Raw genomic sequence first — 17,689 nt, forward strand, 5'->3', positions numbered from 1 at the left:
GGAGCTTCTGCTCGTTCGTGCTCATCTCTGCGTGCCTTCCTCAGGAGATCCCGAGCTCGTTGTCGATGAAGTCGAAGATGTCGTCGTTGCTGACCTCGCCTATCCGGGCGGCGAGGTCGTCGCCCTGCGCGTCCGGCGCGGGTGCGCCGAGGGCGGCCAGCAGGCCGGTGAGCCGGGCGGCGGCGTCGGCGCGCGCCTCGGGGTGGTCGTCGAGGGCCGCGAGGGCCCGTTCCAGGCGGTCGAACTCCTCGGCGGCGTCCGGCGCCGCGGCGGGCGGCGCGGCGGGCTTCGCGGCCGGGGTGAGCCGCTCCGCGAGGTGGGCCGCCAGGGCGGCCGGGGTGGGGTGGTCGAAGAGGGCGGTGGTCGGCAGCCGCAGTCCGGTGGCGGCGTTGACCCGGTTGCGCAGCTCGATCACGCTCAGCGAGTCGAACTCGGCGTCCATGAACCCCAGGTCGGGCCGGATCGCGGCGGCGTCCGGGTGGCCCAGCACGTCGGCCGCGCTGGCCCGGACCAGGGCCAGCAGCTGCCGTTCCCGGTCGGCCGGGGTGGCACCGGCCAGCCTGGCCGCCAGGACGGCGGGGCCGTCGGCGGCGGCCCGCTGCGGGCGGGGCCGGGCCAGCGCGCGCAGCACCGGCGCCAGCCGCTCGGCGGGGACGGCCGCCGTGTCGATCCGGGCCGTCACCAGCAGGGCGTACGGGGTGCCGGGGGCGCCGCCGCTGTCGCCGAGGGCCGTGTCGAACAGGGCCAGGCCGTGGGCGTTGTCCATCGGGGCGAGGCCGGTGGCGGCCAGCCGCTCGGTCTCGGCCGCACCGAGCCCGGCGGCCATGCCGCCGGCCTCCGCCCAGTGGCCCCAGGCGAGCGAGACGGCGGGCAGGCCGCGGACCCGCCGGTGCTGGGCGAGCGCGTCCAACTGGGCGTTGGCGGCAGCGTAGTTGGCCTGGCCGCGGTTGCCGAGGACGCCGACCGCGGAGGAGAACAGCACGAACGCGGCGAGGTCGAGCCCGGCGGTGGCGCGGTGCAGGTGCCAGGCCGCTTCGGCCTTGGGCCGCACCACCCGGCGCAGCCGTTCGGGGGTGAGCGAGGTCAGGACCGTGTCGTCGAGGACGCCGGCGGTGTGCACCACCGCGGTGAGCGGGTGCGCGGCGGGGACGGCGGCGACCAGGGCGTCGACGGCGGCCGGGTCGCCCAGGTCGCAGGAGGTGACGGCGGCCTCCGCGCCGAGCTCAGCGAGTTCGGCGAGCAGGTCGGTGGCGCCGGGGGCGCGGACGCCCTGACGGCTCGCCAGCAGCAGGTGGCGCACGCCGTGGTGGGTGACCAGGCGGCGGGCGACGAGCCGGCCGAGCGCACCGGTTCCGCCGGTGACCAGGACGGTGCCGTCGGCGGCGAGCGGGGCGGGCACGGTCAGCGCGAGCTTGCCGGTGTGCCGGGCCTGGCTGAGCCGGCGCACCGCCTGCGGCGCGTGCCGGACGTCCTGGGCCCGGACCGGCAGCGGGGTGAGCGCGCCGGACGCGAACAGCGGGGCGAGTTCGGCGAGGATCGCGGCGATCCGGTCGGGGTCCACGTCGAACAGGTCGAACGCCAGGTACGCTGCGCCGCCGTGCTCGCGCGCCACCACGGCCGGGTCGCGCGGGTCGGTCTTGCCCATCTCGACGAACCGCCCGCCGGGCGTCAGCAGGCGCAGCGAGGCGTCGGTGAACTCGTGGGCCAGCGCGTTCAGGACCACGTCCACGCCCCGGCCGCCGGACGCCTCCCGGAAGCCGGCCTCGAAGTCCAGGGTGCGGCTGGAGGCGATCCTCTCGTCGGCCAGGCCGAGCCCGCGCAGCACCTCCCACTTGCCGGGGCTCGCCGTCCCGTACACCACCGAGCCGCCGTGGCGGGCGAGTTGGACGGCGGCCTGGCCGACGCCGCCGGTCGCCGCGTGGACCAGCACGTGCTCGCCCGGCCGCAGCCCGGCCAGGTCGTACAGGCCGTGGTAGGCGGTCAGGAAGGCCACCGGCACGGTGGCGGCCTGGGCGTCGCTCCACCCGTCGGGGACGCGCACCAGCAGCCGGTGGTCGGTGACCGCGACCGGTCCGAGGGTGCCCTGGACCAGGCCGGCGACGCGGTCGCCGACCCGGAGCCGCTCCACGCCGGGGCCGGTCTCCAGCACGGTGCCGGCCGCCTCGGCGCCGATCCGGGCGCCGCCCGGGTAGACGCCCAGGGCGATCAGCACGTCGCGGAAGTTGAGCCCGGCGGCGCGCACCGCGAGCCGGACCTCGCCGGGTGCCAGCGGCCGCTCGGCCTCGGGGGCGGGCAGCGCGGCGAGGCTGTCCAGGCTGCCGGGGGTGTCGGTGTCCAGCCGCCAGGGCCCGGGGGCGGGCTCCAGCAGCCCGGAGGCCCGGCCACGGACCAGCCTGGGCACCAGCAACTCGCCCGACCTGAGCGCGAGTTGGGGTTCTCCCGCGGCCACGGCGGCGGGTAGGGCGGCGAGCGACTCGGCGGCGCCGTCGAGGTCGACCAGCAGCAGCCGTTCCGGGTGCTCGGCCTGCGCGGCGCGCACCAGGCCCCAGACGGCGCCCGCCGCCGGGTCGGGGACGTCCTCGCCGGGGTGGGTGGCGACGGCGTGCTCGGTGGCCAGGGCCAGCGTCCCGCCGTCGCCGGCCAGCCAGTCCTGCAGCAGGGCGAGGGCCTGCTCGGCGTCGCGCACCAGGGCGAGACCGGTCTGTTCGGGCCCGGCCGCGGCCGGGTCGAGGAGCGGCCGGCCGGGCAGCAGCCGGGCGGCGTCCGCGCCGACCGGCAGCGGCTCGGCGGCCGGGCCGACGGGGGCGGCGGCCGGCGCGGGCAGCCAGTCGAGCCGGTACGCCGCGTCGGCGGGTGTCGCGGCGGCCGGGCGCAGCGTGAGGGCGGCGACGTCCGCGACGGGGCGGCCTCCGGTGTCGGTGACCGCGAGGGCGACGGTGTCCCGTCCGGCGGGCGTGATCCGCACCCGCAGGGCGGTGGCTCCGTGCTGACGGACCGTCACCTCCCGCCAGGAGAACGGCAGGACGGTGCGCTCCTCGTCGCGGACCACGGCGTGCAGGGCGGCGTCCAGCAGGGCGGGGTGCAGGGCGTGGTCGGCGGCGTCGGCGGCCGGCGCGATCTCGGCGTACCGCTCCTCGCCGCGCCGCCACAGTGCGGCGAGCCGCCGGAACGCCGGCCCGTAGCGGTAGCCGCGCTCGGCGAGCTCCGGGTAGAGGCCGGACAGGTCGACGGGTTCGGCCCCGGGCGGCGGCCACGGCGCGCCGGCCTCGTCGGCGGCGCGGTGCAGGGCATGGTCGGCGTCGGCGGCGGTGGCGGCCGGCTGGGCGTCGGCGGCGGCCGGAGCGGCGGTACCGGCCGCGTGCCGGGTCCATGCGGCGTCGGGCAGGTCGGGGCGGGAGCGGATCTGCAGCGGGCGGCGCCCGGTGTCGGCGGCGGCTCCGACCAGCACCTGGAGGCGGACGCCGCCCTGCTGGGGCAGCGTCAGCGGCGCCTCCAGGTCGAGCGTCTCGATCCGGTCGGCACCGGCCCGCGCCGCGGCCTGGACGGCCAGCTCCAGGAAGGCCGTGCCGGGCAGCAGCACGTGCTCGCCGACGGCGTGGTCGGCCAGCCACGGGTGCGTGCGCAGCGAGATCCGTCCGGCCAGCAGCCAGCCCGCGCCGTCGGGCAGCTCGGCGGCGGTGCCCAGCAGCGGGTGCCCGGTCGCGTCGAGGCCGCCGGCGTCCGCGGGCGCGGCGGGCTGGTCGAGCCAGTGCCGACTGCGCTGGAACGGGTAGGTGGGCAGCGCGCGGGCGGGTGCCGCGGGCAGCGCGCGGTCCCAGTCGACCTCGGCGCCGTGCAGGTGCAGCCGGACCAGCGCCTCGGTGAGCGTCTCGGCTTCCGGTCGCCCGGCGCGCAGCAGGGTGGCGAAGACGCGCGGTCCCTCTTCCGCGTCGAGGGTCTCCTCGGCGAGCGCGGTGAGGACCGGGCCGGGGCCGAGCTCGAGGTACGCGGTGGTACCGGCGCGGTGCAGGGCGCGCACGCCGTCGTGGAAGCGGACCGCCTCGCGGATGTGCCGCACCCAGTAGTCGGGGCTGCGCAGCTGCTCGTCGGTGGCGGGCTCGCCGGTGAGGTTGGAGATCACGGGCAGGCGCGCCGGGTGGAACTCCAGCTCGGCGGCGACGGCGCGGAACTGGTCGAGGACGGCGTCCATGTGGGCGGAGTGGAAGGCCCGGCCGACCGGGAGCAGCTTGGTGCGCCGGCCGCGGCCGCGCCAGGCGTCGGCGAGGCGGCGGACCTCGTCGGCGTCGCCGGAGAGCACCACCGAGGACGGGCCGTTGACGGCGGCGAGGGAGACCGCCGGGCCGAGGTCGGCGGCGATCTCGGCCTCGGTGGCTTGGACGGCGGCCATCGCACCGAGCGCGGGCAGCGACTCCATCAGCCGGCCGCGCGCGGCGACCAGCGTGACGGCGTCGGGCAGGGTGAGCACCCCGGCGAGGTGGGCCGCGCTCAGCTCGCCGACCGAGTGGCCGATCAGCCGGTCCGGGCGCAGGCCGCGGGACTCGGCGAGCCGGTGCAGCGCGACGTGCAGGGTGAACAGCGCGGGCTGGGTGTAGGCCGTCGTGTCGAGGCGGGCGGCGTCCGCGGAGCCGGGCTCGGCGAACATCACCCGGACGAGCGGCTCGGCGAGGTGCCGGTCGAACAGTGCGGCGGTCTCGTCCAGCGCGGCGGCGAAGACCGGTTCGGCCGCGTACAGCGCACGCCCCGCGCCGGGCCGCTGGCTGCCCTGGCCGGAGTAGAGGAAGGCGGTGCGCACCGTGCGGGCGGCGGTGCCGCGCAGCAGCCCGGCGGCGTCGGCCCCCTCGGCGAGCGCGCGCAGCGCCCCGACGGGGTCGGCGAGGACGGCGGCACGGTGCTCGAAGTGGGTGCGGGTGGTGGCGAGCGCCCGGCCGAGTCCGGAGGCGTCCCGTTCGGCGAGCGGGAGCAGCCGGGCGGCCTGCGCGCGCAGGGCCTGGTCGGTGCGGGCCGACAGCAGCAACGGGGCGACGGCGGCGGGCTCGACGGGGGCGGCAGGAGGCTCGGCGGGGGCGGCAAGAGGCTCGACGAGACCGGGCGGGGCCTCCAGGACCAGGTGCGCGTTGGTGCCGCTGATCCCGAAGGAGGAGACCGCGGCGCGGCGCGGACGCCCGGTGTCGGGCCAGGGCGTGGTGTGCTCCAGCAGCCGGACCCGGCCGGTGCTCCAGTCGACGTGCGGTGTCGGGGCGTCCAGGTGCAGGGTGCCGGGCAGCTCGCCGTGCTGCATCGCCTGGACCAGTTTGATCACGCCGGTGACCCCGGCGGCGGCCTGGGTGTGGCCGAGGTTGGACTTCGACGATCCGACCAGCAGCGGGAGTTCGCGGTCCTGGCCGTAGGCGGTGAGGAGTGCCTGGGCCTCGATCGGGTCGCCGAGCGCGGTGCCGGTGCCGTGCGCCTCGACGGCGTCGACCTCGGCGGGGGTGAGGCCCGCGGCGGCCAGCGCCTGCCGGATCACCCGTTCCTGGGCGGGGCCGTTCGGCGCGGTCAGGCCGTTGGAGGCGCCGTCCTGGTTGACGGCGCTGCCGCGGACCACGGCGAGCACCGGGTGACCGTGGCGGCGGGCGGCGGAGAGCCGCTCCAGCAGGACCAGGCCGACGCCCTCCGCCCACGCGGTGCCGTCCGCGGCGGCCGCGAACGGCTTGCAGCGCCCGTCGGGGGCGAGGCCGCGCTGGCGGCTGAACTCGGTGAACATGCCGGGGGTCGACATCACGGTGACGCCGCCCGCGACGGCCAGCTCGCACTCGCCTGTGCGCAGGGCCTGGGCGGCGAGGTGGATCGCCACCAGCGAGGAGGAGCAGGCGGTGTCGACGGTGATCGCCGGGCCCTCCAGGCCCAGGGTGTAGGCGAGGCGGCCGGAGGCGACCGAGGTGAGCGTGCCGGTCAGCGCGTGGCCCTCGTAGCCGGGCGGGGTCTCGTGCAGCCGGGGCCCGTACTCCTGCGGCATCGCGCCCACGAACACGCCGGTACGGGTGCCGCGCAGCGCGCCGGGGACGATCCCGGCCCGCTCGGCCAGTTCCCAGGCGGACTCCAGCAGCAGGCGCTGCTGGGGGTCCATCGCGGCGGCTTCGCGCGGGGCGAGGCCGAAGAACGCGCCGTCGAAGGCGTCCGCGTCGTACAGGAACCCGCCCTGCCGGGTGTAGGAGCTGCCGGGCCGTTCGCCGTCGGGGTCGTAGAGGGCGTCCAGGTCCCAGCCCCGGTTGTCGGGGAACGGGCCGATCGCGTCGCGGCCCTCGCGCAGCAGCTGCCACAGCTGCTCGGGGCTGTCCGCGCCACCGGGCCACCGGCCGCTCAGCGCGACCACCGCGACCGGGTCGTCCTCGGCCGGCGCGACGGGCGAGGGCGGCGGCGCGACCTCGGCGCCGTCGGCGGCCAGGTAGGCGGCGACGGCCCGCGGGGTGGGGCGGTCGAAGGTGAGGGTGGAGGGCAGCGCCCGGCCGGTGGCACCGGCCAGGCGGTCGCGGAACTCGACGGCGGCGACCGAGTCGAAGCCGAGGTCCTTGAAGGTGCGGTCGGGGTCGACCTGCTCGGGGCCGGCCTCGCCGAGCACCAGCGCGGCCCCGGCCCGGACCGCGGCCAGCGCCCGTTCCTCGGTCCACTCCCCGGCGTGTTCGGCGGTGTCCGGCACCCGCTCGACGGCCGGCTCGGCCGCCTGCGGCAGCGGCGACGGCACGGCGGCGGACGTCAGCAGCCGGCGCTGGAAGGCGTAGGTGGGCAGCGCGACGTGCGGGCCGGGACGGCCGTGGCGGGCCTGCCAGTCGACAGTGCCGCCGCGCACGTGGAACTCGGCGAGCGAGGTGAGGAACTGCTCCGGGCCGCCCTGGTCGCGGCGCAGCGTCCCGGTGACGGCGGCGTCCTCGGCGATCCGACCGAGGCCGACGGTGAGCACGGGGTGGGCGCTGGCCTCGACGAAGCCGCGGTGGCCGTCGGCGAGGGCGGCGCGCACGGCGCGTTCGAGTTGCACGGTGCCGCGCAGGTTGCGGTACCAGTAGTCGCCGGTCAGCTCGGCGGTGTCGAGCCGGCCGCCGGTGACGGTGGAGTAGAACGCGGTGGCGGCGCGGCGCGGGCGGATCCCGGCGAGCAGCGCGGGCAGGCGGTCGCGCAGCGGTTCGACCTGCGGCGAGTGCGAGGCGTAGTCGACCGGGACGAGCTTCGCCCGGACGTCCTGCGCCTGGTACTCGGCGACCAGCCGCTCGACGGCCTCCCGGTCGCCGGAGATCACGGTGGTGTCCGGCCCGTTGACGGCGGCGACGGTGACCCGGTCCGCCTCGCGGACCAGCCGGTCGGCGACCTGGGCGGCGGGCAGCGGGACCGCGGCCATCGCGCCGCGGCCCGAGCCGCCGAGCCCGGCGATGGCCCGGGCGCGCAGGGCGACCACCGCGGCGGCGTCCTCCAGGCTGAGCGCACCGGCCACGTACGCGGCGGCGATCTCGCCCTGCGAGTGGCCGATCACCCCGTCCGGCACCACGCCGTGGGCCCGCCACAGGGCGGCCAGCGACACCATCACCGCGAACAGCACGGGCTGCACCACGTCCACCCGGTCGAGGCCGGGCGCGCCGGGCTCCCCGCGCAGCACGGCGCCGAGCGACCAGTCCACGTGCGGGGCGAGGGCCTGCTCGCAGGCGGCCAGTTCGGCGGCGAACTCCGGTGCGCTGTCGAGCAGTTCGCGCGCCATGCCGTCCCACTGGGAGCCCTGGCCGGGGAAGACCAGCACGGTGCCGCCGGTGGCGAGCGCCCGGCCTCGGACCAGGCCGCCGGCCTGCCCGCCCGCGGCGAGCGCGTCGAGGGCCGCGAGCAGCTCGGAGCGGTCCCGGCCGACCGCGGCGGCGCGGTGCCCGTGGTGGGTGCGGGCGGTGGCCAGCGCGCGGCCGATCGCGGCGGGGGTCAGGTCGGTCCGCCGTTCGGCGAACTCCCGCAGCCGGGCGGCCTGTTCGCGCAGCGCGGCGGAGGTGTGACCGGAGAGCGGCCAGAGCGCCGGTTCGGCGTCCTCGGCCGCGCCGCCGCCCGCGGGGGCGGCGGAGATGTCCGGCGCGGCGGTCACCACGACGTGTGCGTTGGTGCCGCCGACGCCGAACGAGCTCACGCCCGCGACCGGCGTGCGCTCGTCGTTGGGCCAGGGGCCAGATTCGGTGCGCACCCGCAGTCCGAGCCGGTCGAACGGGATCTCGGGGCTGGGGGTGCGGAAGTTGAGGCTGGCCGGCAGCCTGCGGTGGTGCACCGCGAGGACCGTCTTCAGCAGTCCGACGATGCCGGCCGCGCCTTCCAGGTGCCCCACGTTGGTCTTGACGGACCCGACCAGCAGCGGCGCCTGCGCGGCGCGCCCGGTGCCGAGCGCCGCACCGAGGCCCGCCGCCTCGATCGGGTCGCCGACCCGGGTGCCGGTGCCGTGCAGCTCCACGTAGTCGACCCGGGCGGGTGCCACCCCGGCCCGGCGCAGCGCCCGCCGGACCACGTCGGCCTGCGCGGCGGCGCTCGGCACGGTGAGGCCGTCGGTGGCGCCGTCGCTGTTGACGGCGCTGCCCAGCAGGACGGCGTACACCCGGTCGCCGTCGGCGAGCGCCCGCGGCAGCGGCTTGAGCACCAGGACGGCGCCGCCCTCGCCGCGGGCGAAGCCGTTGGCGCGGGCGTCGAAGGTGTAGGACCGGCCGTCGGGCGACAGCGCCCCGAACCGCTCCAGCGCGACCGCCGAGTCGGGCGCCAGGTTGAGGTGGACGCCGGCCGCGAGGGCGTACTCCGACTCGCCGGAACGCAGGCTCTCCAGCGCGAGGTGGACGGCGACCAGCGAGGAGGACTGCGCGGCGTCCACGGTCAGGCTGGGCCCGCGCAGGTCCAGGGCGTAGGAGACCCGGTTGGCGATCACGCCCCGGTTCAGGCCGGTGAGGGTGTGCCGGGAGATGGCACCGGTGCGGGCGGTGAGGGCCGCCCAGTCCCCGCCGATCGCGCCGACGAACACCCCGGTGCGGCCGCCGGCCAGCCGGCCGGGCACCACCCCGGCGTCCTCCAGCGCCTCCCAGGCCAGCTCCAGCACGAGGCGCTGCTGCGGGTCGGCGGCGGCGGCCTCGGCGGCGGAGATCCCGAAGAACTCGGGGTCGAACCGGTCGACGTGGTCGAGGTGGCCGCCGGGCCGGTCCGGGCCGCCGTCGGCGAACCGGGCCGGGGGGACGGCGCCGACCGCGCTGCGGCCGGAGTCCAGCAGCTCCCAGAACGCCTCCGGGTCCGCCGCGCCGGGCAGCCGGCAGGCGACACCGATCACGGCGACCGCCTCCGGGGAGCCGGCGTCGGGCACGGACTGGTCGAAGGGTTCCGCCATGGTGGATTCCACTCCTGTGGGGCCGGTGTCGTCGCTGTGCCCGCAGCGTCCCGCGCCGTCCGGCCCCGGCGGCCCCCTAGGCAACCCCTGTCGAACCCCTAGTGGCCATCACCAGCGGCTGCTCGGCCGCCTGCTGCTCGGCCCGGACCACCGCGGCGAGGTCGATCCGGCGGCGGACCCCGAGCTTGCGGTAGACCCGGGTCAGGTGCTGCTCGACCGTGCTCACGGTGATGTACAACTTGCGGGCGATGTCCCGGTTGGACAGGCCCTGCACGGCGAGCTCGGCGACCCGGCGTTCGGCCTCCGACAGGCCCTCCGGCGCGGGGACCACCGACAGCGCCGGGGTGCGCGGCAGCCGGCGGTCTACCAGCCGGGCCCGGCCGGGGTCGCCGTCGCGCTGGTGGGCCTCGCTGAGCTCGGCGAGGACCTTCGCCAGGTCGGCCTCGGCTCCGGCCTGCTCCAGCTCGTCCACGGCGCGCTCCAGCAGCACGGTGCGCTCGGTCCGTTCCGCCGCGCCGGCCCGGGTCCACAGGGCGAGGCCGCGCAGCCGCCGGTGGCCCGAGCTGCCGAGCCGGGCGAGCTGCTGGTCGGCCAGGTGGGCCGCGGCCTGCGGGCGGCCGAGGGCGAGGTGGGCGCGGGCCGCGCCCAGCCGCCACGGGGCGATGGCCGGCAGGTGGTCCAGTCCCCAGCGCGCCATGGTGTCGCCGCAGGCGCGGTACTCGGCCAGCGCGTCCTCGGCCCGGCCCACGGCGAGCAGGTGGCCGGCCCGGGCGTACCGGTGGTGCAGGCCCGCCGGGGTGCGGTCCATGGCCTCGGGGACGGCCAGGTCCAGGTAGCGCGCGGCGTCCTGGTGGAGGCCGAGCGCGGTGCGCGCGGCGATCATGGTGGAGAGCGGCAGGCCGACCGCGACGCCCCACGCCGCCGGGGCGAACCGGGCGAACGTCGCCCGGGCGGCCTCGTCGGCGGTCCGCAGGTCGCCCTGGCGCAGCGCCGCCTCGGCGCGCAGCGCGGAGAACAGCGCCTGCCAGGTGCTGCCGCAGCGGGTGGCCGCCCGTTCGGCGAGCGTGCCGCACCAGCGCACCGCCCGGTCGGCCCGGTCGGCGTAGAGCAGCACGGTCAGTGCGGTGGTGAGCGCCTCGTTGTCGCGCCCGCCCGGGCGGGCGTCGCGCAGCACGGCCTCGGCCCGGACCACCGCCTGCTCCGGGCCGGTGGTGCCCTGGAGCAGCGCGGTCAGCAGCCGCATCCCGCCGGCCGGGTCGTCCGGCCCGGGTGCGGCGGCCGGCTGCAACGTCGGGTACCAGTACCGCAGCCAGGTGCGCAGGTTCTCGCCCGCGCCGGCGCGCCCGGGTTCGGCCTCGAACCGCTCCAGCTCGGCGAGCCCCTGTTCGGGCCGCCCCTGCCAGAACAGGTGCCGGATCTCCTTGAGCCGCCGCCCGGTTCCGTCCTCGCCGAGCACCTCGGTGCCCGGCAGCGACGGCACGCAGCGGAAGGCCACCGTCTTGGCGTCGGTTCCGACGACCACCGCCGCGGACCCGCCGGTACGCCTCGGCTCCTCCGGGGCGGCGGGCGCGGCGGACCCCTTCGGCGGGGCGCTCGCGAGGTGCACGGCCCGCCCGGCGTCCGGATCGGGCCGGGCCGACCCGTCCGACGCGTGCCCGGTGGACGGCTGCGACGCCGACGGCTGCGGGACGGACGGCTGCGGGACGGCCCACGGGGGACGCCGGTGGCCTTCGGCGACCCGGAGGTGGGTGTCGACGGCGGCCGGTTCGACGCCGGCGTCGCGCAGCAGGCGGGCGGCCCGCTCGTGCAGCGCCGCCTGGTCCTCGGGGCGCATCGCGGCGAGCAGGTCGCCCGCCGCGCTCGGGTGGCGGAAGCCGCCGTCCTGGAACAGCCCGGCGGCGTGCAGCAGGTAGAGCGCCCGCGGGAGGGCCTCGGCGGGCAGCAGCAGCAGGTCGGCGAGGAGCGCGGGGGTGGCGGCCGGGCCGAGGACGGCCACGCCGCGGGCGTAGCGCAGCGCCAGCGGGTCGATGCGGTGCAGGCAGTGCATCAGGCCGCGGCGGTAGCCCTCGCCGACGGCGAGCTCGGCCGGTGCTCCGGCTCGCTGGTGGTCGTCCATCAGGGCGTGCAGCAGCAGCGGGTTGCCGCCGGTGAGGCGGTGCGCATCGTCGGCGGCGGCTGCGGCGGGCCCGAAGCGGTCGCGGAACAGGGCGGCGGTCGGGCCGGGCGGCAGGACGTCCAGCCGGACCTGCCGGTAGTGCGGCTGCCGGGCGAGTTCGACCTCGAAGAACGGGTTCGGGGGCGTCATGGTCTCGCGCGAGCTGAGGACGGTCAGGACACCGGCGCTGCGGGTGCGGCGGACCAGGTAGAGCAGGAACTCCAGCGACTGCGGGTCGGCGTCCTGCCGGTCGTCGACCGCGATCACCACGGGGGCGCGCTCGGTGAGGCCGCGGACCAGGCCGAACAGGCCCTCCAGGGTGAGCTGGCCGAGTCGGCGCTGCAGTCCGTCGGCGGGCTGGTGGCGGCGGGCCGCCTCCGCGGTGCCCTGGGCGAGGAGGATCTCGGCGGCGGCGGCCTCCTGCGGGTCGAGCGGCGCGCTCTGCAGCAGTTGCCGGGCCAGGCCCAGCGGGAAGTCGTGCTCCAGCGGCGATCCGGTGCCCAGCAGCACGGTGGCGCCGCGGTCGGCGGCCACGTCGGCGAAGGCGTAGAGGAGTTCGCTGCGGCCGCTGCCCACCGATCCGTGCAGCGCGATGACGGACCCGGTGCCCGTCTCGCACCGGTGGAGCGCTTCGGACAGCTGCCGGTACTCGGCCTCCCGGCCGGCCGGCAGTGCTCGCGGAAGGTCACGCGCGGTCCGCGTGGGGACGATGGACATCCGTACTCCTGAAACAGGGCGCGCGGAAGTTCGGCCGGACGGCGCGCCTCCTCACGCGGAGTTCGTGATCGGGAATCGTCTGGCCGGCCGGGGCCCGAGGTCAGGGCCGCCGGCCGGCCGCCGTCAGCGACAGAGGGAGCTGGCCCGCCGGAGCAGGTCGATGTCGAGCCGCGCCACCAGCCGAAGGTCGGCGGAGCGACGCCCGGCTACCCCCTGGCTCACGGCCTTCTCCATCCCCGCCCGATCCGGGCAAACCGTCCTGCGCTTGCGGCACGATGCCGTGCCGCCTGGCTTATCCCCGGGGCACCCCACCGCAGTGTGGGGGTTGCCGGTCAGTCGGCCGGGGCCTTGGGACTGACACTCTTCGCCGGTGGTGATTCTAGGAACGCCGTTCTGAAGGCGTCAATCGGATCCGGCGTCGTCTGCGTCACCCCGCCGCGCGTGCTGATGCCCAGTCAACCCGCCAGCCGGACCGGCACGTCGGCGTCCGCGGTGCGGTGCGGCGCCGGGTCGGGCAGCGCCGCGGGCGGGTCGACGTGGCGGGCGAAGGCGGGGTGGGCGGCCAGTCCGCGGGTGTAGCCCCAGGTACGGGGGTGGTCGGCGACCTGCTGCGCGGCGGCGCTCCCGAGGCCGCGGAGGTGGACGGTGTCCAGCTGGTGCAAGGCTGCCCAGAGCCGGACGTCGGCCAGGGTGAGCGGCCCGTCGAGCAGCCCGCGGCCCTCGGCCAGCCGGCGTTCGACCGTGTCCAGACTGTGCAACAGGGTGCGCAGCGCCGCCGCGCGGACGGCCGGGTCGGCGGCGGTGGCGGCCTGCCCGGCGGCCGACTCGATGCCCCGGGCGGACAGCCGGTCGATCGCGGCGACGGCGGTCTCTGTGCCGGCCGGCAGCAGGTCGGCGCCGGTCCGGTCGAAGCGGCGCGCCAGGTCGCAGGCGATGGCGTACGGGTCGGTGCTGACGATGCGTCCGGTCCAGCCGTCGCTGAGCGCCGGGGGTCGGGCCGGTCCGGGGTGCCGGTGCGCGCCGGCCTCGTACAGCGGCCGCAGCGCGCGGTAGCCGCCGTCGGGGGCGTCGGGCAGGTCCGGGAGGATGTCGGTGGGGAGGATCTCGTCGAGGCCGAGCAGGGCGTGGGTGACGGCGAGCCACCGACAGGGCGGGTCGGTGCGCACCAGGTGGAGCCGGTAGCGGTGCGGGACGGCGGGGTAGCCGCTGTCGGCGTCGCGGCCGATCCGGCTGCGGAAGGCGGGCACGGCGGAGGGGAACGGCACGGGCATGTGGGTCTCCCGGACAGGGCTGCGCGGGCACGCGGACGGGGCGTGCCGCGGCGGGGCGGGGCAGGGTTGGGTGAAGGGAACTCGACGTGGACGGGCCGGAGCTGACGATGCGTCAGTCGCGGGGCGGCCGTGCCATGCTGCTGCAGACCCGCAGCAGGTCGATGTGCAGTCGGCAGGTCAGCACGGGGAGCAGGCGGACGGCGTGCGCCACGCCCTCGACGAACCGCTCCGTGTGCCGCACGTGACCCCCGAAGGTGCTTGGATTCCCGCCCGGAGTGTCACCCCGGCCCGGCCCGCCGTCAAGAGCCCGCGCCGCACCCGCCGCCGCATCGAGACCTGACTCCCTTCAGCGGCAGGCCACTTGACGGTCCCTCGAAACCTCGAGCGGTCGGCTCATCCGGACGGCGGCACGTACCACTGCTGGGAGGTGTTGCCCGGGGTGCAGGTCTGCATGGTGGCGGGCTTCCCGGTGCCGTTGTCGGTGAGGCACTGCCGGCCCATGTAGTTGCTGGTGGTGATCTTCGTGCCGGCCGACGCCGCGGCGATGCCGAAGTCGGTGACCGTCAGCCCGCCGTCGCGGCGCAGCATCAGGTTCGACGGCTTCAGGTCGCGGTGGACGATGTCCTGCAGGTGCGCGGCGTTCAGCGCGTCGAGCGCCTCCGCGAGCAGCCCGAGCGCCCGGGCGGGAACCAGCGGGCCCTCCGCGGCCAGCACCTGGTGCAGCGGCCGGCCGTCGATGAACTCCATGACGATGTACGCCGGTTGGTCGGCGCGGTCGGCGTCGGCGGCGCTCTCGTCGGGCTCGGAGTAGTCGAAGACGCGCACGATTCCGGGGTGCTTGAGGGTGGCCAGCACGCGCGCCTCGCGCCGGAACCGCTCGGTGAAGCTGTGCTCGGCCGGCAGGCCCGGCTGCATGATCTTCACCGCGACCTGGCGCTTCAGCACGCCGTCCTCGGCGCGCCAGACCTCGCCCGTGCCGCCGCTGCCCACCCGCTCGGCGAGCGTGTAGCGCCCGCCGAGCACGGTCCCCCGACCACGCATCCCGCCCCCTCAGCACTGACCTGTCCCCGACAGGCCGTCAACTCGCGGGCCAGTCTGCCAGATCACGAACCGCCCGCCCCCGTCCGCGGGCACCACCGGGCACTCGGTCACAGTCCGGCCACACCTCGCACACCACTCCCCCACCGCCACTACGGTCCCAACCACCTGACCCCCAGCCCCAGGGACGTCGAACGTGCACCGAGCCACCCTCGCCACCACCCTGCTCCTGGCCGCCGCGGCGCTGACCGCCTGCGAGCCGACCACCACCGCCACCGGGACGCCCCCGCCCGCGGCTCCCCCCACCCCCGCCGCCTCCGCCGCCTCCCCCTCGCCCGCCGGCGTCGGGGCCACCCGCACCGCCGAGTTGCAGAACTTCACCGGCCTGGGCCTGCAGTCCGCCCAGGACAAGGCCCAGGCCGCCGGGTTCTACAGCCTGCACTCGCACGATGCGCTGGGCCGCTCCCGCACCCAACTCGTCGACCGGGACTGGAAGGTGTGCGCGCAGACCCCCGCGGCCGGCCCGCAGTCGATCAACGTGGCCATCGACTTCGCCGCGGTGAAGCTGGACGAGCAGTGCCCCGCCCAGGACCAGGGCGGCTCGACGCCGTCGGCCGGATCGTCGATGCCGGACGTGAAGGGCAAGTCGGTGGCGTCCGTGCGGGACGTGCTGCCGCGCTCCACCGGCCTGACCGTGAAGGACGCCGCGCAGGGCCGCGCCGTCCTGGTGGAGTCCAACTGGCAGGTCTGCGCGCAGGATCCCGCCCCCGGGGCCGCGCTGACCGGGCAGCCGGTGACCCTGCGGGTCGTCAAGTTCGGCGAGCAGTGCCCGTAGCCCCGCCACCCGAGGGCGCCCCACTGCCCGGGGCGCCCTCGCCGCACGTGCACCGCCCCGCGCCCGCCGCCCCCCGGACCGGGAACTGGACAAAGATCCCGGCCACGCTGGCGGAAACCGGCCCCCGCGCGCCAAACATCGTCTACGGAACGTAACATGACGATGCGTCAGGCTGGCACGACCCGGGGGTGGCCGTATGCGCAGAGCGGTCCTGCTCGGCTGCGCGCTGCTCGCCGTCCTGATCACGTTCCTGACGCCCGACCGGCCCGCCACCGCCCAGCGCGGCGCGGCCCCGCCCCCCGCGTCCGCACCCGCCTCCACGGCCCGGCCGACCACCGAGCCGGCGTGGGATCGGCATCGTCGCCGCGCTGGCGAAGACCGCCTGGGACGTCACCCACATCCGCCTGCACGTCGACCACGGGCCGCACGGCACCGTGGTGCGGGTGCACGGCAACGCGACCTTCCTCAAACTCCCGTCCCTGGTGGACCGCTTGGAGGAGGTCTCGCCGGAGGGTCCGGTCGAGCTGGACCTGAGCGCGCTCACCCACCTGGACGCGGCCTGCCGGCAGGCGTTGGCCGCGCGGGCCGACCGGCACCGCCGGCGCGGCCTGGCGGTCACCGTGACCCCGGTGCCGGCGGGAGCGCCGGGCCGGTGAGGTTGCGGGCCATGCCGCCGAAGACGACGGCGTGGAACGGGGCGACCGACCACCAGTAGAGCTGCCCGGCCAGGCCGTGCGGATGGAACAGCGCCCGCTGCCGGTAGCGGGTGCCGCCGCTTCCGTCGGGGGCGAGTTCGAACTCCAGCCAGGCCAGGCCGGGCAGCCTCATCTCGGCGCGCAGCCGCAGCAGTCGCCCGGGTTCGATCTCCTCCACCCGCCAGAAGTCCACCGAGTCGCCGACCCGGAGCCGGTGCGGGTCGCGGCGGCCGCGGCGCAGGCCGACGCCGCCGACGATCCGGTCGAGGACGCCGCGCACGGCCCAGGCGAGCGGGAAGGAGTACCAGCCGTGCTCGCCGCCGATCCCCTCGACGGCCTGCCAGACGGCGGCGGGCGGAGCGGCCACGGTGCGTTCCCGGACGTCCTGGTACAGGCTGCCGCCGGCCCAGTCCGGGTCGGAGGGCAGCGGGTCGGAGGGCGTGCCGGGCAGCGAGGCGGACGACCAGCGGGTGGCGACGTCGGTGTCGCGGATGCGGCGCAGCGCCAGCTCCACCGCCCGGTCGAAGCCGATCAGCCCCTCCGGCGGGTCGGGCATCCAGCGGGCCACCTCGTGGTCGGCGCAGACGACTTCGTGGCGCAACGACTCGACCAGCGGGCGGGCGAGCGCGTTCGGCACCGGCGTCACCAGGCCGACCCAGTGGCTGGAGAGCCGCGGGGTGAGCACCGGCACGGTGACGATCAGCCGCCGGGGCAGGCCGGCCACCCGGGCGTAGCGCCGCATCATCATCCGGTAGCTGAGCACGTCGGGGCCGCCGAGGTCGAAGTGCCGGTTGACCTCGGGCGGCAGGGCGGCGGCGCCGACCAGGTAGCGCAGCACGTCGCGCACGGCGATCGGCTGGATCCGGGTGTCGACCCAGCGCGGGGTGACCATGACGGGCAGCCGCTCGGTGAGGTAGCGCAGCATCTCGAACGAGGCGGAGCCCGAACCGATGATCACCGCGGCGCGCAACTCGGCGGTGGGGACACCGCTTTCGCGCAGTTCCCGGCCGACCTCGGCGCGCGAGCGCAGGTGCGGCGAGAGCTCCCGCTCGGGGACGCCGTCGGGGATCAGACCGCCCAGGTAGACGATCCGGCGCACCCCGGCCGCCCGCGCGGCGGCGCCGAACGCGCGGGCCGCCGTCCGGTCGGTGGTCTCGAAGTCCGGCCCGGTGCCGAGGGAGTGGACCAGGTAGTAGGCGACGTCGATGCCACGCAGCGCCCCGGTCAACGTCTCGGGCCGCGTGACGTCACCGGTCGCACTCTCCACCCGCGCCCGCCACGGCTGGTCGCGCAGCCGCCGGGGGTCGCGCACCAGGCAACGGACCCGGTGTCCCGCGTCCAGCAACTTCGGCACCAGCCGACCCCCCAGGTAACCGGTCGCGCCGGTGACGAGGCAGCGCAGCGGTTCGACGTCCTGCTCGTTCACGTCGGCTCCTCCTGCTCGTTCACGTCTGCTCCTCCAGCTCTCGCCCACGTCGGCCCCGCCGGCTCCTCGTTCGCGTCTGCGCCGTCTGCTCCTCGTTCCCGTCGACTCCGCGGGCTCTCCTTCGCGTCGACTCCACCACCACTCCCTCGCGCCGACTCGTCCAGCTCTCCTTCGCGGCCGCCCCGCCGCCTCTC

8 protein-coding genes and 1 riboswitch are annotated in these 17,689 nt (G+C 77.2%); of the genes, 2 read left to right on the forward strand and 6 right to left on the reverse strand.

Annotated features, from left to right (window positions below; genetic code table 11):
* Window positions 1-40: 40 nt before the first annotated feature.
* The 5 genes from ACWD4U_RS26130 to ACWD4U_RS26150 form a co-directional block, all read right to left on the reverse strand.
* Entirely contained in the window at window positions 41-9,358 is a 9,318-nt protein-coding gene (locus ACWD4U_RS26130) for an SDR family NAD(P)-dependent oxidoreductase (RefSeq protein ID WP_449787319.1), read from the reverse strand.
* Window positions 9,359-9,434: 76 nt separating this feature from the next.
* Window positions 9,435-12,230 (reverse strand): AAA family ATPase, encoded by a 2,796-nt coding sequence (locus ACWD4U_RS26135; RefSeq protein ID WP_363459430.1) that lies wholly within the window; start codon window positions 12,228-12,230, stop codon window positions 9,435-9,437.
* A 256-nt stretch (window positions 12,231-12,486) separates the two neighbouring features.
* Window positions 12,487-12,599, reverse strand: a riboswitch (SAM riboswitch).
* Window positions 12,600-12,685: 86 nt separating this feature from the next.
* A complete protein-coding gene (locus ACWD4U_RS26140; protein WP_363459429.1) occupies window positions 12,686-13,501 on the reverse strand; it encodes a glutathione S-transferase C-terminal domain-containing protein in 816 nt (271 codons plus the stop codon).
* Window positions 13,502-13,613: 112 nt separating this feature from the next.
* On the reverse strand, window positions 13,614-13,742 hold the full coding sequence (locus tag ACWD4U_RS26145; RefSeq protein WP_363459428.1) for a hypothetical protein: 129 nt from the start codon (window positions 13,740-13,742) through the stop codon (window positions 13,614-13,616).
* A 152-nt stretch (window positions 13,743-13,894) separates the two neighbouring features.
* On the reverse strand, window positions 13,895-14,542 hold the full coding sequence (locus tag ACWD4U_RS26150) for a protein kinase domain-containing protein (protein WP_363459427.1): 648 nt from the start codon (window positions 14,540-14,542) through the stop codon (window positions 13,895-13,897).
* A 193-nt stretch (window positions 14,543-14,735) separates the two neighbouring features.
* On the opposite strand from ACWD4U_RS26150, the gene ACWD4U_RS26155 reads away from it, so the two are divergent.
* Both ACWD4U_RS26155 and ACWD4U_RS26160 read left to right on the forward strand, forming a co-directional pair.
* Entirely contained in the window at window positions 14,736-15,374 is a 639-nt protein-coding gene (locus tag ACWD4U_RS26155; protein ID WP_363459426.1) for a PASTA domain-containing protein, read from the forward strand.
* A 443-nt stretch (window positions 15,375-15,817) separates the two neighbouring features.
* Complete coding sequence (locus tag ACWD4U_RS26160) at window positions 15,818-16,030, forward strand: STAS domain-containing protein (protein ID WP_363459424.1); 213 nt, start codon at window positions 15,818-15,820, stop codon at window positions 16,028-16,030.
* Here the strand turns inward: ACWD4U_RS26160 and ACWD4U_RS26165 are convergent.
* On the reverse strand, window positions 15,990-17,495 hold the full coding sequence (locus ACWD4U_RS26165; protein ID WP_363459422.1) for an SDR family oxidoreductase: 1,506 nt from the start codon (window positions 17,493-17,495) through the stop codon (window positions 15,990-15,992). The two genes, ACWD4U_RS26160 and ACWD4U_RS26165, sit on opposite strands and share 41 nt — an antisense overlap.
* Window positions 17,496-17,689: the final 194 nt, after the last annotated feature.

Source organism: Kitasatospora sp. NPDC002522 (assembly GCF_053595195.1).

What these genes read in the sequence shown, in the direction of transcription:
- ACWD4U_RS26130 (WP_449787319.1), bottom strand. Translation starts at nt 9,358, where the DNA reads ATGGCGGAACCCTTCGACCAGTCCGTGCCCGACGCCGGCTCCCCGGAG.
- ACWD4U_RS26135 (WP_363459430.1), bottom strand. Translation starts at nt 12,230, where the DNA reads ATGTCCATCGTCCCCACGCGGACCGCGCGTGACCTTCCGCGAGCACTG.
- ACWD4U_RS26140 (WP_363459429.1), bottom strand. Translation starts at nt 13,501, where the DNA reads ATGCCCGTGCCGTTCCCCTCCGCCGTGCCCGCCTTCCGCAGCCGGATC.
- ACWD4U_RS26150 (WP_363459427.1), bottom strand. Translation starts at nt 14,542, where the DNA reads ATGCGTGGTCGGGGGACCGTGCTCGGCGGGCGCTACACGCTCGCCGAG.